Consider the following 13,949-nt stretch of genomic DNA (forward strand, 5'->3'; position numbering starts at 1 on the left):
TAATGGTCCATGACAGCGTCAAGTCAGTCCTGTGACAGCGCTTGTTGGCCCGCTCGGTGTAGACTGACGCCCTGAACCGGGAGACCCGCGATGAGACCGATCCTCACGCTTCGCCAATACAGCCACGACCTGATCGTCCATAGCCACGAACACGCGCAACTGGTGTTCGGGCTCTCGGGCGCCCTGGATTTCGAGGTCGACGGCCGTGGCAGCCAGGTGGTACAGCAGAGTTTCGTGGTGGTGCCCTCCGGAGCGCATCACGCGTGTGGCAGCACCAATGGCAGCCGTTGCCTGGTGCTGGATGTCCCCAGCGAACAATGGGTTGCCCAGTCGTTGGGCGATCACGCCGACTCCAGCCGACGCCTGCTCGACAACGCCGGGCGCCTGCCTCTGGACGCCGGGCAAAGCCAATTGGTCAGTTGGCTGGCGAACAGTCCGGTCGATGATCCGCTGATCGCTCAACAAGGCGCGGTGCTTTTGCTGGCCAGTCTCAACAACGCCAGGCCCGAGGCCGTCGGCGGTCGGCGCCTGCCCTATGCGGCGCTGAACGCACACATCGATCAGTACGCGGCGTACCCGTTGCAAGTGGCCGACCTGGCCCGGGTCGCCGGCCTTTCCAGTGCCCGTTTGCATGCGCGGTTCGTGGCCGAATGCGGGCAGACGCCGATGGACTACATCCGCAGCCGACGCCTGCACATCGCGGTGGGCTTGCTGCGCAATTCGGCGTTGCCCATCGGCGAGATTGCCAGCCGCGTCGGCTACAGCTCCCAGAGTGCCTTTGCGGCGGCGGTGCTGCGCGAGTTCGGGGCATCCCCCGGAAAACTGCGGCGCGAGGCTGGCGACAAATAACGCGAGTTTGCCGACAGACTTGATGGGCCATTACGCGCTTCAATGAGGCCTCTGTTCGTTTGTCGTTAAGGATTGCAATGACTCCCCGTACCGCCCTTGGCGCCTTGCATATAGGCGCATTGATGTTCGGCCTGACCGGTGTGTTCGGCAAACTGGCCGCTGCGTCCCCGGCGATCATCGTTTTCGGCCGTGCCGCTTTCGCCGTGCTCGCGCTGGCGTTTTTTGCACGGTTCGCCAGCCAGACGCGCTGGCAGAAACTCGAGGCCATGGACTGGCGTCGGCTGTTGCTCAGCGGCTTGTTGCTGGCCGGACACTGGGTGAGCTTCTTCATTGCGGTGAAAGTCGCAGGCGTGGCGATTGCGACGCTCGGTTTCGCCAGTTTCCCGGCCTTTACCGTGATCCTCGAAGGGTTGATCTTCCGCGAGCGCATTCGCGCCAATGAGATCGTACTGGTGCTGCTGGTGAGTGTCGGCCTGGTGCTGGTCACGCCCGATTTTGACCTCGCCAGCGGCGCCACCACCGGCCTGCTGTGGGCCGTGGGTTCCGGATTGCTGTTCGCCCTGCTGTCACTGACCAACCGTGCCAGTTCCGGGCGAGTTCCGCCGGTACAGGCGGCGCTGTGCCAGAACGTGGTGGTTGCCCTGTGCCTGCTGCCGGTGGCGGCGCCTCAATTGAGCGAAGTGCGCGCCATCGACTGGCTGTGGATCGGTCTACTCGGTGTGTTCTGTACCGGTGTCGCCCACAGCCTGTTCGTCGCCAGCCTCGCGGTGATCAAGGCACGCACTGCCGCCGTGGTGTTCGCCCTGGAGCCGGTCTACGGCATCACCGTCGCCTGGCTGCTGTTCAACGAAAACCCGACCCTGCGCATGTTGCTGGGGGGTGCGCTGATCATTGTGGCGATTGTGGTCTCCAGCCGGTTCTCAAGTGGCACAAGCAAGAAAGCCGTTGCAGCCGAGGCCGCGTCTCACTGAGTGCGGTCGTTGTGCCCCAGGTCGCGGTCCGGGTCGATCTGGTCGCGGACCCGCTGCTTGAGCACTTTGGCCTCGGGGAAGCCACCGTCCGCCTTGCGCTCCCAGATCTGTACGGCGTCACAGTAGATATGAAAGACCCCGCCGGTGCCCGGCACCAGGGAGACTTTACCCAGGTCATCACCAAAGGTGCTGAGCAGTTCCTGGGCCAGCCAGGCCGCACGCAACAGCCATTGGCATTGCGTGCAGTAGGTGATGATGATTTCCGGTTTGCTGACGGTCATGATGGGACCTGACTCCAGAGTTTGACGACGCCGCTATGATAGCCCGACCGGAGGCTGTCGAGACGGCGCAACGGGTTGCATCTCCAACTCGAACTCAGGCTCGATCATGGCCAGAACCGCCGACTGCGGGTTCTCGGTCAGACTGATCACGTCCCAACTCGACGCCATGGACAGCTCCTCCAGGTTGAGCCGGTACTCATCGTCCGTAGCGGATTCGCCGGATATCGCCAAACCCGGAACCACCGCCATGGCAACAGCAACCGGGACGGAATGATGGCTATCGACCCGCTCAAGCTCTTCGTTGGCCGGCACCCCGTCGCGTTGCACAGTGGATGGTTGCATGACGGAGGGCCACATCACTGGCTCGGTAAAGAGCTCAGCCAGCGGTTCATGCTGCGACGGCAGCGTCTCTGACGCTGTGGCTTGATGCTGCTGGCGGCGAACAAACCAGCCCAGCGCCAGCAACGCTATCAGCGCCGACAAACCGGCAATCGGCAGCCAGCCAATCCCGGGGGTTTCAGCAATAACGGGGGCTGGCGTCGCCACGTCGGAAGCAACCGGTTGGGCCTTTACCTTCTGGAGCTCCGCGAGTTGGGTTTGCAGTTCGGCCAAATGTTTTATCTGGCCGGCGATCAGCTCATCCTGGCCTTGAAGCTTCGCGTTGAGCTCATCGACAGTGGTTTGCAACTGGTGGTTTTGCAGGGCGCTGGCGGCCAGTTGTTCGACAGCGGGATCAACCACTGCGACGTCCGTTTCCGGCGTCGTCCTGGCCACGGGTGACGGCGCCACGACCGGTTTCACACGAGGGAATGCGGACGCCGGGGAACCGGATGCCGCTTCATCGGCGGCGGGAACTACCCCAGGCGCACCCGGCGGATCGATCAGTAACGTGTACTCACGCAGCAATCGCCCATTAGGCTGATTGAGCTGCACGAGGAAATTCAGGAACGGCTCACTCACCGGTTTGTTGGAGGTCACCTGGATCACGCTGCGATTACCGCGCAACACCGGGGTGAACTTCAGGTTGCTGAGGAAAAACGCCCGGTCGACCCCGGCACGGCTGAACTCGTCTGCCGTTGCCAGGCTCACAGACAGCTGGTTTTCCTCCACGCCAGCAGCATCCACCAGTGCGATATCGGCACGCAGCGGTTGATTCAGCGCCGAATGCAGGGTGATTTCACCCAGGCCCAGCGCAGGTGCCCATGCCGAATAAGTGACCGCGGCCCCGGCTAGCAACCACTGAGAACCACCGCGTAAAACCAATCGCCAACACTTGAGCATGAGCATCCTTGAGATCTACAGAAACCATCCGCACGGGTTCGTACATCCGTTACGAACACGATATTGCCGAGTAGTTCTTATAGTCTGTCCAATGCGGTCTCTCAAAAACCTGGCGCTCGGTTATGCCTCAAGACTTTTCAAGGTTGCCCAGGATGTGCCCGTGAACCCGCATGCACACCTTCAAATCCGCCTCATCGACGCCTTCGAACAGTTCGTGACGCAGTTGCGTGGCAATGGTTTCAATTTGTTCGATCAGGGGACGCGCTGGCGCGCAGAGCACGATTTTCTTCGCCCGACGGTCTTCCAGCACTGCCTGGCGTTGCACCAGGCCCTGGCTTTCCAGGCTGTCGAGTAAACGGGCCAGGGTCGGACCTTCGACGCCGACGCTTTGTGCCAGCTCACGCTGGGTCGGTGCGTCTTCGAAACGGGCCAGGTGCAGCAGCACCAGCCAGCGTGCCTGGGACAAGCCCATGCCCGCCAGTCGGCGGTCCAGTTCGGCACGCCAGCCACGGGACATCTGGGCCAATTGCATGCCAAAGCGGTGTTGATCGGTTAACGGCATAAAACACTCATGATCAGACTGAAATAAATAAAAACTAATTATTAGTCAGCTAAGCATGAGCCTCGACTTGAGGCAAGGCTTGATCTGTAGTGAATCGTTACATCAGCACTACGGATGTCTCAAATCTCGAACTCCGACTGCAAGGCAGCGCGAACGCAGTACAACACCCCTTCCGGCACCCGGCCCGCGAACAGCGCGGCGATCTCGGAAACCGGCGGCAACTCGCCTTCGCCGTCGAGGAAGGCGTCCTGGACTTCACCCATCAGGTCTTCAGGCAGATCCAGCGCCTGCTCCAACGACAACTGCTGCTTGCCGATCGCTTCGGCCAGCATGGTGTAGACGTTCTTTTCCGAGCACTGCAATTGACCGGCGATCTGCACCGGCGTCATCCCGGCCCGCGCCAGCGTGATCAGTTCGTGACGTACGTCGGCCACCGGTTTCGGCGCCTCGACCTGGCCGCCGAGCACTTCGAGGAAGGCCTCGCCGTAACGCTCCAGCTTGCGCGCGCCGACACCACTGACCGTGGCCATTTCCGCCAGCGAGGTCGGCTGGCTGCGCAGCATCTCCAGCAAGGTCGAGTCGGGGAAGATGACATACGGCGGCACGCCATGTTCTTCGGCGAGCTTGCGACGCAGGGCGCGCAAGGCTTCCCATTGTTCGCGCTCCTCGCCACGGACCAGCTGGCTCGCCTGGCTCTTGCTGCTTTTCGCCACGGTTTGCGCCTTGAGATCGCGGCGCAGTTCCAGGGTCACTTCACCCTTGAGCAGCGGCCGGCAGCTGTCGCTCAGGCGCAGGCCACCGTAGCCTTCGAGGTCGATATCCGCCAGACCACGGGCCACCAGTTGGCGGAACAACGAGCGCCATTCGCCCTCCGCCATCGTCTTGCCAACACCATACACCGACAGGTGCTGATGGCCGAAGCTGCGGACCTTCTCGTTGTCCTTGCCCAGCAATACATCCACCAGGTGCCCGACGCCGTAGCGCTGACCGGTGCGGTAGATCGCCGACAGCGCCTGACGCGCAGGCTCGGTGGCATCCCAGGTCTGCACGCCGTCGACGCAGTTGTCGCAATGACCGCAGGGCTCGGGCATGTCTTCGTCGAAGTAGGCCAGCAGCGTTTGCCGACGGCAGCGGGTTTCTTCACAGAGCGAGAGCATGGCGTCGAGCTTGTGCTGCTCCAGACGCTTGTGGCGTTCGTCGCCTTCGGAGTTCTGCAGCATCTGCTTGAGCATCACCACGTCTTGCAGGCCGTAGGCCATCCAGGCATCCGCCGGCAGACCGTCACGGCCACCACGACCGGTTTCCTGGTAATAGGCCTCAAGGGATTTCGGCAAATCGAGGTGCGCGACAAAACGCACGTTGGGCTTGTCGATGCCCATGCCGAACGCCACCGTCGCGACCATGATCAGGCCTTCCTCATTGAGGAAGCGCTTCTGATGGTAGGCCCGCAGATCATTGGGTAGCCCGGCGTGGTACGGCAACGCCGGGAAGCCTTGCTCGCTGAGGAACGCGGCGACTTCCTCGACTTTCTTGCGCGACAGGCAATACACGATGCCCGCATCGCTACGGCGCTCGGCGAGGAACGCCAGCAACTGCTTGCGCGGCTGTTCCTTGGGCACGATGCGATAAAAGATGTTCGGCCGGTCGAAGCTCGACAGGAAGCGCTCGGCGTCTTGCAGGTGCAGCCGGGTGACGATTTCTTCCCGGGTGCGCTTGTCGGCCGTGGCGGTCAGGGCGATGCGCGGCACGTCGGGGAACATTTCCGCCAACTGGCCCAGTTGCAGGTATTCCGGGCGGAAATCGTGGCCCCATTGCGACACGCAGTGCGCTTCGTCGATGGCGAACAGAGAGATGTCCAGGCCCTGCAGGAAGGACAACATACGCGGCTGGACCAGGCGTTCCGGCGCCAGATAGAGCATTTTCACTTCACCGCGGCGGATACGGGCGGCGAGGTCGCGTTGCTGCTCGGCACTGAGGGTGGAGTTCAACGCGGCGGCGGCCACGCCCAGTTCTTCGAGGGTAGCGACCTGATCGTCCATCAGTGCGATCAGCGGCGAGACCACCACGGCCAGGCCTTCGCGCAACAGCGCCGGAACCTGGAAGCACAGGGACTTGCCGCCGCCGGTAGGCATCAGGACCAGGGCATCACCGCCGCTGGCCACGCGCTCAATGATTGCACCCTGGCGGCCACGGAAACTGTCGTAGCCGAAGATGTCCTTGAGGACGCGTTGAGCCTGTTCGAGCATAAAAACTCCAAAAATCACCGAAACATCCCTGCAAGGCTGGTTCAGAACCCGCGACGCTGCACCGATAAATCGTAAGTGCGCATTGCATGACGCTTCACATTTCAGCCGTGACGCCAGCAGGGCATCACAAAACGCGCGAGTATACCCGAGCCCCGTCCGGCAAAGGGCACCGCTGAGAAGACACCGACAAACCCGATGTACATAAAAACTGTGGGAGCGAGCTTGCTCGCGATGAGGCCATCACAGTCAACATTGATTTCGCCTGAACCACCGCTATCGCGAGCAAGCTCGCTCCCACAGGGGTAGCGCTTGACCGAACTGCAAGGGGAGCAGCTCCCACAAACGGGCAAATATGCCGTGCGGCTGGCCCAAGTGCTCAAGAAGGCCTAGAATTCCCGCATCGAACATTCCCCAAGGTAGTCCTTTAATGTCCTTCGCTGAGCAACTAACCCGCCTGCAAGTCTTCCTCGACGCTGATGAACTGCATGACGAGGCGCTGGACTACGTGGCCGCCCACGGCTACCTCACCGCGCTGTCGATCTGTTCCGAAGTCGTTCCTGATCGTGAGTGGATCGACGCACTTTTCGCCGAGGAGCCGCATTACAGCAGCGAAGCCCAGCGCGAAGAGATCGAAGCCACCCTGATCGGCCTCAAGGCCCACATCGCTCGCCAGCTGGCCTCCGATGAAGAATTCGAACTGCCATGCGACCTGGACCTGGGCGACGAGCCGGACGATTCCGACCTTCGCGGCTGGTGCATCGGCTTCATGGAAGGCGTATTCCTGCGCGAAGCGGCCTGGTTCGAAAGCGCCGAAGACGAAGTCAGCGAAATGCTGCTGCCGATCATGGTCGGTTCGGGCCTGTTCGACGAGCAGCCGGAGTTCGAAGACATCGCCAAAGATGCCAACCTGATGGACGACATGATCGTACAGATCCCGGAAGCCCTGACCGCGCTGTACCTGCTGTGCAACGCGCCAGACGAAAAACCGGCGATTCTCAAGCCCCGCCACCACTAAGGTTCTGCCTATGGACAACCCCATAGGCAACCGCCCCCTGATGTTGCGCTACGTGCTGCTGGCCATCGGCTGGCTGAGCGTGGCGCTGGGGGTGATCGGGATTTTCCTGCCGGTATTGCCCACCACCCCTTTCCTGCTGCTGGCGGCCGCCTGCTTCGCCCGCAGTTCGCCGCGCTTTTATCAATGGCTGGTCGAGCATCCACGGCTTGGCCCGTGGATTCGCGATTACCTCAACGGCAACGGCATTCCGCTCAAGGGCAAGGTCTACGCCATTGGCCTGATGTGGCCGAGTATCCTGTTCTCCTGCTACCTGGTACCGCTGTACTGGGCACGGTGCTTCATGCTGACTAGTGCGGTGCTGGTGACGATTTACATCCTCAAGCAGAAAACCCTGCGCAAATCCTGAAATTTCCCGCGACCATTGTGGCGAGGGGGCTTGCCCCCGTTGGGTTGCGCAGCAGCCCTAAAGCCATTCACCGCAGATCACCAGATAGATCGCGCTCACAGGTTCACGGCGGCTTCGCCACCGAACGGGGCGGTGCGGCGTTCCGACAAGCCCCCTCGCCACAAAAAACTCAGTGAGCGTCCTTCGGCCGACGACCTGCCCCGCCCCGGCAAAAACACCACCTAAACTTCACAAACCTACACTCGAGCAGCCAGACATGGCCCGCAGTCTGCGTAGTCCAGGATGGCCAACGCTCCGACTTCGGCTCGGCGGCTGGTTGCTGCTGGCTGGTTTGGTACTGACTGTATGCAACGGGGTCCGGGCCGACTGGGATTTCGCGCAGATCCTGCAAACCGTTGAAAAACGCTACGGCCCCCTTGGACCGGCGCGAGGCCGGATCGAGGCCTGGAGTCAAATGCTGCAAAGTGCACGCGGCGCCCCCGAACGCGAGCAGCTCAACGCGGTGAACCGCTTCTTCGATCAACAGCTGAACTTCCAGGACGACACGCGCATCTGGCAACAGACCGATTACTGGGCCACACCCGTCGAAGCCCTGATCAAGGGCGCCGCCGATTGCGAAGACTATGCTCTGGCGAAGTATTTCAGCCTGCGCCGGCTTGGTATTCCCAGCGAAAAACTGCGCATCACCTACGTCAAGGCCTTGAGCCAGAACCAGGCGCACATGGTGTTGACGTTCTACAGCACCCCCACGAGCGAACCACTGGTGCTGGACAACCTGATCGGCGATATCCGCCCCGCCTCCCAACGCAAAGACTTGCTGCCGGTGTACGCCTTCAATGCCGAAGGCCTGTACCTGCCGGGTAAAAACGGCGGCCAGCGCAGCAGCGACTCGAAAAAGCTGTCGCGCTGGCAGGACGTGTTGAAAAAGATGCAGGCCGAAGGGTTCGACATCGGCGACGGCTAACCGCCTTGGCAAGGAGCGAAGCATGACACTGCGTAAACAGTTGTTCCTGGCAATCTGCCTGTTCCTGCTGGTGGCGTTCAGCGGCAGTTTTTTTGCCAGCCTGGAAAGCTCCCGCGAACAAACGCTCAGCCAACTGCGCGCCCACGCCCAGGACGCGGCCACCGCGCTGGGGCTGTCGCTGACGGCACAGGTCGATGACCCGGCAATGATGGAACTGATGGTCAGTTCGATTTTCGACAGCGGCTATTTCAGCAGCATCCGCGTCATCAGGCTCAAGGATCAGCAAACCCTGGTGCAACGCTCCGCACCGACAAAAATCGACGGTGTGCCTGACTGGTTCGTCAACCTGGTCGACCTGCGCCCGGAAGGTGGCGACGCCCTGATCATGCGCGGCTGGGAACAACTGGCACGGGTCGAAGTGCTGAGCAATCCGCAATTCGCCCTGGCCAAGCTCTGGGAAAGCACCCTTGGCAGCCTGATCTGGCTGCTACTGTGCGGGCTGTTCAGCGCCGTGATTGGAGGATGGATGCTGCGCCGGCAATTTCGCCCACTCGACAGCATGGTCCGACAAGCCGAGGCCATCAGCAAACGCGAATTTCTCAGTCTGCCGAAACTGCCGCGCACACCGGAATTGAAACGGGTCGTGCTGGCGATGAACCAGATGGTCGAGAAGCTCAAGGCGCTGTTCGTCGAGGAGGCTGCACGCAGCGAAAAACTGCGGGCCGAATCCTATCTGGACAGCCTCACCGGCCTGGCCAACCGACGCCTGCTCGACGAGCAACTGGCCGACCATTTACGCGTGTGCGAACAGAGCCGTGACGGCCATTTGCTGATGTTGCGAATCAACGACCTGAACGGCCTCAACCAGCGCCTGGGTGGCCAACGGACTGATGCGCTGATCACTGCCGTCGGCGAATTGCTCAAGCGCCTGACTCAATTGCCGGAGCGTCGAACCTGGCTGGCGGCGCGCAACCGTGGCGGCGAATTCAGCCTGCTGACACCGGGTCTGGATGCTGAAAGTGCCGCGCGCCTGGCCGCCGATGTCAGCGTCAGCCTGGAGAACCTGCGCCTGACCGGCGCCAGCGATTGCATGCCGGTTGCCCATCTGGGCGTTGTCGCCTACCGCCCCGGTGAGCCGATCAGCACCGTTCTCCTGCGCCTTGATCAGGCGCTGACGGAGTCCCGGCAGCATCCCGAACGCCCCTGGGTTCATTTGAGCCATCGTGACACGGCACCCAATCACTCCCAGCACGACTGGCGCACCTGGATCGACGACGCCCTGACCCATGGCAAAGTGCAGCTGTACTTTCAGCCCGTCGTGCAATGCGCCGACACCCGCCAGATGCTGCATCACAAAGTACTCGCACGCCTGCTCGACCCGCAGGGCGAAGCGATTGCCGCGGGGCATTTCCTGCCGTGGATCGAGCGTCTTGGCTGGTCGGGACGGTTCGACCTGGCGATGCTCGAAGCCACGCTGGACGAGCTGGTGGTCAACCGCAGCCCCTTGGCATTGAGCCTGTCCGGGAGCACCCTGCGCGATCCGGTGCAATGGAGAACAATTCTCGACCTGCTCGAATCCCTTCCCGAACTGGCGCCGCTGTTGACCCTGGAAATCGACGAGCGCCAGTTGCCCTCCCCCGAAGTGCTGCAGAACCTTTGCAGCACATTGCTCAAGACCGGTTATCGAGTCGGCCTGCAACACTTTGGCGGGCGCTTCAGCCAGATCGGCAACCTGACCCAATTGGGCTTGGCGTACCTGAAAATCGATGGAGCCTACATTCGCAACATCGACGAGCAGCCTGACAAACGGCTGTTCATCGACGCGATCTTTCGCGCGACCCACAGCATAGATTTGCCGCTGATTGCGGAAATGGTCGAGACGCGTGGGGAACTGGAGGTCATCAGTGAGTTGGGAATATTCGGGGCCATGGGTCGATTGATCGGGGCGCCCAGGTTTTCTAACCACTGACCGGGCATCGACCATTGTCCCGGGCAACAAAAAACCCGCCTCCCCTTCACAGGGATGGCGGGTTCTTTAGCGGGTTTTCAGGTCACACGGTATCCACCTTCAACGAATGATCGTTGAGCATGCCGTTGATAATGGTCCCCGTGTCATGCCCACCCGCGATCACCCCACCCGCGCCTGGCGTTACACCGTATTGACTGGCGAGGTCGACGCCGGCCAGGTCGATGGTCTGGTTCGGCGCGGCACCGGCCATGGCGCTGACGTCGATGCTGGTCACTGTCGATGGCCCGCTGCCGGTGACGGTGAAGTGCAGGTAGTCATCCAGCGAAGCCGTGGTGCCGCTTTCCCCTTGCAGCAGTTGCGACAGGTCGAGTTTGTCGGTGCCGGGCGTGAAGTCAGTGATCACGTCATGGCCACTGTTGCCCTTGAACCACTGGAAGGTATCGCCCCCCGCCCCCCCGCTCAGGGTGTTATTGCCCAGGCCACCAATCAGCAAGTCATCGCCGCCCCCGCCGCTGAGGATGTCGTTGCCAAGACCGCCATTGATCGTGTTGTTAGTGTTGTCGCCGGTCAGGGTGTCGTTGAGGTTCGAGCCGATGAGGTTTTCGATACCGCTCAGGGTGTCAGTGCCGGCACCGAGAGTGTTTTGCCCACCCGACAGGCTGAGACCGACCGTCACCCCAGCCGTGGCGTGGGCGTAACTGGCCGTGTCGATACCCGTGCCGCCATCAAGGATGTCATTGCCCTGGCCGCTGAAGAGCAGATCATTGCCGGCGCCACCATGCAGCTCGTTGTTGCCGGAACCGGCAGTGAGCACATCGTTGCCGTCGCCGGCATTGATGATGTTGTTGCCCGTGCCCGCCACCAGTACGTCATCCCCACTGGTACCGGTGAGGGTATGGCCGTCCTGATAGCTGATGGTCAGGTTGGCCGAGTCGCTGCCGCCGTGGTTGTCGTTGGCGGTGTAGGTGCCGTGGAAGTCCGTAGTGACTTCGTGTGCTCCGGCGTAGTTGACGGTCATGGTCAGTTCGTAGTTTTCTGCCCCATTCTTATTGCCGCCACTGGAATTGGCGATGTTGGTCACGTGGATCTGGTAAGTGCCATCGGCGCCTGCGGTGATGGTGTCACCATCGGCGATGCTTACGAACGCCCCACCGTTGAGCGAATACTCCATCGTGATGTGCCCGGCATCCAGGTTGTGATTGAGGTTGAGTGTCTCACCTTGATTCAGCTTGACCGTGATGAAGTCTTCATTGTTGCCATTGGAGTTGTTCGCTGCGCCAAGATAACCACTGACCACCAGCAGCGCCGTCATGGTCGCCGCGTTGGCCGCAAAGGCGTTGCGCACGTTGGCCAGATTCTGGTTGCCGGGGTTGTTGTTTTCGCCGGCGAAGCTGATCGCGCCGGTGCCGGTGAAGTCCGCGCCTTTCACGACCCAGCCGGTGTTGAACGAGGTCGGTGTCGCCGAAAGTTGGTCGCCATTGGGGTCGGTGTCGTTGGCCAGCAACAGTTCGCCCGGCACCACGATGGTGCCCGAGAGCACGTTGGTGATGACGTGGTCGTCCACCGCCACCGGAGGCGCGTTGGGGATCACTTTCACGGTCAGCGTCGAGCTGGCGAGGTCGCCATCGTTGTCGCTGGCGGTGAAACCGATGTTCTCGGTGATCACCACCGCAGTGGTTTTCTGCGAGGTGTAGTTGTAATCGCCAGTGTCGAGGTTGATCACCAACGTGCCGCCGTTGTTGGTGGCGATGCTCACCGTGTTGTTCACGGTGTTGAAGGTGCCGTGGTTGGTGCCGCCGCTTGATGTCAACGAACCCTGGCCGCTGAGGGCGTTTGGATCGTAAGTGTAGGTAGTGCCGTCGACCACGATGGATTTGATGAAACCGCCATCAGCGCCGAACGTGCCGCCCTCACCCAGCAACGAACCGGTGACCGGTGAGCCGACCACGGTGCCAGACAGCACCGAGTTGAGTTGGTTGAGGTCAGTGACCACCACCGCATTGGTGTTGGTGTGGCTGATGCCGTCGTAGGCCAGCGGATCGAGGTTGGCGTTGCTCACGCCACTGCCCAGGCCGATCGCGTAGTTCTTGATGTTGTTGGCATCGAGGAAGGCTTTCAGCGCGGTTTCGTCGGCGGTGCCGATTTCCTGGCCGGTGGTGGGCTTGCCGTCGGAGAAGAAGTAGCCGACGTTTTGCGCACCGGTCAGTTTGCCCGAGGTGTTGAACGCGGCCTGCATGGTCACCACGGCCGCGTCGTAGTTGGTCCCGCCGTTCGCGGTGAGGCTGGCCAGCAGCGTCTTGGCGGTCGCGACATCGACCCACACAGAGGTCATGTCGGTAGCGCTGCTGCTGAAGGTGACGAGCTGCACTTTCACATCGCCGAGGTCATCGTATTTATCCAGCAAGGCACTGATGGCCTGCTTGGCCAGGGCCAGGCGCGACAGGCCCGACACGCCGGATGGGTCGGCCATGCTGCCGGAGACGTCGAGCACGATCAGCAGGTTGGAATCGATCTCCACCGCCGCCACCGAGCGAACCGTTGCCACCGCCTTGGGCACGTCATCGACAATGTTGACCACGATGGTGCTGGTGCTGCTGTTGCCCAGCGCATCGGTCGCTTTGTAGGTGAAGCTTTCACTCAGGCTGTTCGGCCCGTCGTTGGCATTCGGCAAGGTTTTCGGAGCCGAGGTCAGGGTGTAGGTATAGCTGCCGTCGGGGTTGATCAGGATCTTTCCGTAGGTGCCTGTCGCGCTGCCGACCAGGGTGTAGGTGAGCGCGCCGCTGGCACCCGAGACCGAACCGACCAGGGTCCCGGACGCGGTTTCGCCAGTGTTGCCCGGGTCGCTACCGGTGACCGTACCGGCGACCAGGTCCAGCCCGTCCTTGCTCAGGTCGAGGGCTTTTTCGTAGACCGTCACGTCGCTATCGGGGTTGGCCTTGATCGTGCTGCTGGCGACGTCGATGGTGATGGTGGTGGTGCTTTCATCGCCATCGGCATCACGCACGGTGTAGGTGAACGTGTCAGTGGCACCCGGATCGCCGACGGAATCCTGGTTGCTGTGATACACCGCGTTGCCGTTGGCATCGAGGGTCAGGTAGCCATAGGTGCCGTTGATCTGGTTACCCAGTCCGCCGATGGCCGAGGTCGAGGTGTTGCCGCCGGCACGTACGCCGACCACCGTCGCCGGACCATCGGCGCCGCTGGCGTCATTGCCCAGCACACTGATGTTGACGGTGCCGCCCTCCACTACCGACGACGAGTCAGGTTTGGCGTTCGGCAAGTCATCGATGATGTTGACGTTGATCTGCCCGGTCGCCGTGTCGCCATTGCTGTCGGTAGCGACGACGTTGAAGTTCTCGGTCAGGCTGTTGGTGCCGTTGGCGGTTGGATGGGCTTCGTTATCGT

11 protein-coding genes are annotated in these 13,949 nt (G+C 61.7%); 6 read left to right on the forward strand and 5 right to left on the reverse strand.

Annotation, left to right across the window (positions count from 1 at the left end; genetic code table 11):
* The first annotated feature begins 90 nt into the window (after positions 1-90).
* Both AC1RDQ_RS24455 and AC1RDQ_RS24460 read left to right on the forward strand, forming a co-directional pair.
* A complete protein-coding gene (locus AC1RDQ_RS24455) occupies positions 91-849 on the forward strand; it encodes a helix-turn-helix transcriptional regulator (RefSeq protein ID WP_090453771.1) in 759 nt (252 codons plus the stop codon).
* Between the two features lie 77 nt (positions 850-926).
* Entirely contained in the window at positions 927-1,820 is an 894-nt protein-coding gene (locus AC1RDQ_RS24460; protein WP_150813390.1) for a DMT family transporter, read from the forward strand.
* Here the strand turns inward: AC1RDQ_RS24460 and AC1RDQ_RS24465 are convergent.
* From AC1RDQ_RS24465 to recQ, 4 genes are all read right to left on the reverse strand, one after another.
* Complete coding sequence (locus tag AC1RDQ_RS24465) at positions 1,814-2,101, reverse strand: Rdx family protein (protein WP_056721456.1); 288 nt, start codon at positions 2,099-2,101, stop codon at positions 1,814-1,816. The two genes, AC1RDQ_RS24460 and AC1RDQ_RS24465, sit on opposite strands and share 7 nt — an antisense overlap.
* 33 nt (positions 2,102-2,134) lie before the next feature.
* The gene (locus AC1RDQ_RS24470) at positions 2,135-3,382 is read right to left on the reverse strand and encodes a type IV pilus assembly protein FimV (protein ID WP_492588350.1); all 1,248 of its coding nucleotides are present in this window, start codon (positions 3,380-3,382) and stop codon (positions 2,135-2,137) included.
* A gap of 127 nt (positions 3,383-3,509) precedes the next feature.
* The gene (locus tag AC1RDQ_RS24475) at positions 3,510-3,944 is read right to left on the reverse strand and encodes a MarR family transcriptional regulator (RefSeq protein WP_492588351.1); all 435 of its coding nucleotides are present in this window, start codon (positions 3,942-3,944) and stop codon (positions 3,510-3,512) included.
* 119 nt (positions 3,945-4,063) lie between these two features.
* Positions 4,064-6,190: a DNA helicase RecQ gene (gene recQ / locus AC1RDQ_RS24480; protein ID WP_057715948.1), complete on the reverse strand. Its 2,127-nt coding sequence runs from the start codon at positions 6,188-6,190 to the stop codon at positions 4,064-4,066.
* Positions 6,191-6,617: 427 nt separating this feature from the next.
* On the opposite strand from recQ, the gene AC1RDQ_RS24485 reads away from it, so the two are divergent.
* The 4 genes from AC1RDQ_RS24485 (at position 6,618) to lapD (ending at position 10,544) form a co-directional block, all read left to right on the forward strand.
* Positions 6,618-7,205, forward strand: coding sequence for a UPF0149 family protein (locus AC1RDQ_RS24485; RefSeq protein WP_057715949.1), 588 nt, complete (start codon positions 6,618-6,620; stop codon positions 7,203-7,205).
* 10 nt (positions 7,206-7,215) lie between these two features.
* Positions 7,216-7,611, forward strand: a complete 396-nt coding sequence (locus tag AC1RDQ_RS24490) for a YbaN family protein (protein ID WP_057715950.1) — start codon at positions 7,216-7,218, stop codon at positions 7,609-7,611.
* A gap of 256 nt (positions 7,612-7,867) precedes the next feature.
* On the forward strand, positions 7,868-8,575 hold the full coding sequence (lapG, locus tag AC1RDQ_RS24495; protein ID WP_218497002.1) for a cysteine protease LapG: 708 nt from the start codon (positions 7,868-7,870) through the stop codon (positions 8,573-8,575).
* Between the two features lie 22 nt (positions 8,576-8,597).
* Positions 8,598-10,544 (forward strand): cyclic di-GMP receptor LapD, encoded by a 1,947-nt coding sequence (lapD, locus tag AC1RDQ_RS24500; RefSeq protein ID WP_057715952.1) that lies wholly within the window; start codon positions 8,598-8,600, stop codon positions 10,542-10,544.
* An 82-nt stretch (positions 10,545-10,626) separates the two neighbouring features.
* On the opposite strand, the gene AC1RDQ_RS24505 is transcribed toward lapD, so the two are convergent.
* The coding region (locus tag AC1RDQ_RS24505; protein ID WP_492588353.1) for a cadherin-like domain-containing protein at positions 10,627-13,949 on the reverse strand (3,323 nt) is incomplete at its 5' end.

It is taken from the genome of Pseudomonas sp. GW823-FHT02E01, assembly GCF_058797535.1.

Excerpts from the sequence above, each read along its gene's own strand:
- AC1RDQ_RS24455 (WP_090453771.1), top strand. The coding sequence starts at position 91 with ATGAGACCGATCCTCACGCTTCGCCAATACAGCCACGACCTGATCGTC.
- AC1RDQ_RS24460 (WP_150813390.1), top strand. The coding sequence starts at position 927 with ATGACTCCCCGTACCGCCCTTGGCGCCTTGCATATAGGCGCATTGATG.
- AC1RDQ_RS24465 (WP_056721456.1), bottom strand. The coding sequence starts at position 2,101 with ATGACCGTCAGCAAACCGGAAATCATCATCACCTACTGCACGCAATGC.
- AC1RDQ_RS24470 (WP_492588350.1), bottom strand. The coding sequence starts at position 3,382 with ATGCTCAAGTGTTGGCGATTGGTTTTACGCGGTGGTTCTCAGTGGTTG.
- AC1RDQ_RS24475 (WP_492588351.1), bottom strand. The coding sequence starts at position 3,944 with ATGCCGTTAACCGATCAACACCGCTTTGGCATGCAATTGGCCCAGATG.
- recQ (WP_057715948.1), bottom strand. The coding sequence starts at position 6,190 with ATGCTCGAACAGGCTCAACGCGTCCTCAAGGACATCTTCGGCTACGAC.
- AC1RDQ_RS24485 (WP_057715949.1), top strand. The coding sequence starts at position 6,618 with ATGTCCTTCGCTGAGCAACTAACCCGCCTGCAAGTCTTCCTCGACGCT.
- AC1RDQ_RS24490 (WP_057715950.1), top strand. The coding sequence starts at position 7,216 with ATGGACAACCCCATAGGCAACCGCCCCCTGATGTTGCGCTACGTGCTG.
- lapG (WP_218497002.1), top strand. The coding sequence starts at position 7,868 with ATGGCCCGCAGTCTGCGTAGTCCAGGATGGCCAACGCTCCGACTTCGG.
- lapD (WP_057715952.1), top strand. The coding sequence starts at position 8,598 with ATGACACTGCGTAAACAGTTGTTCCTGGCAATCTGCCTGTTCCTGCTG.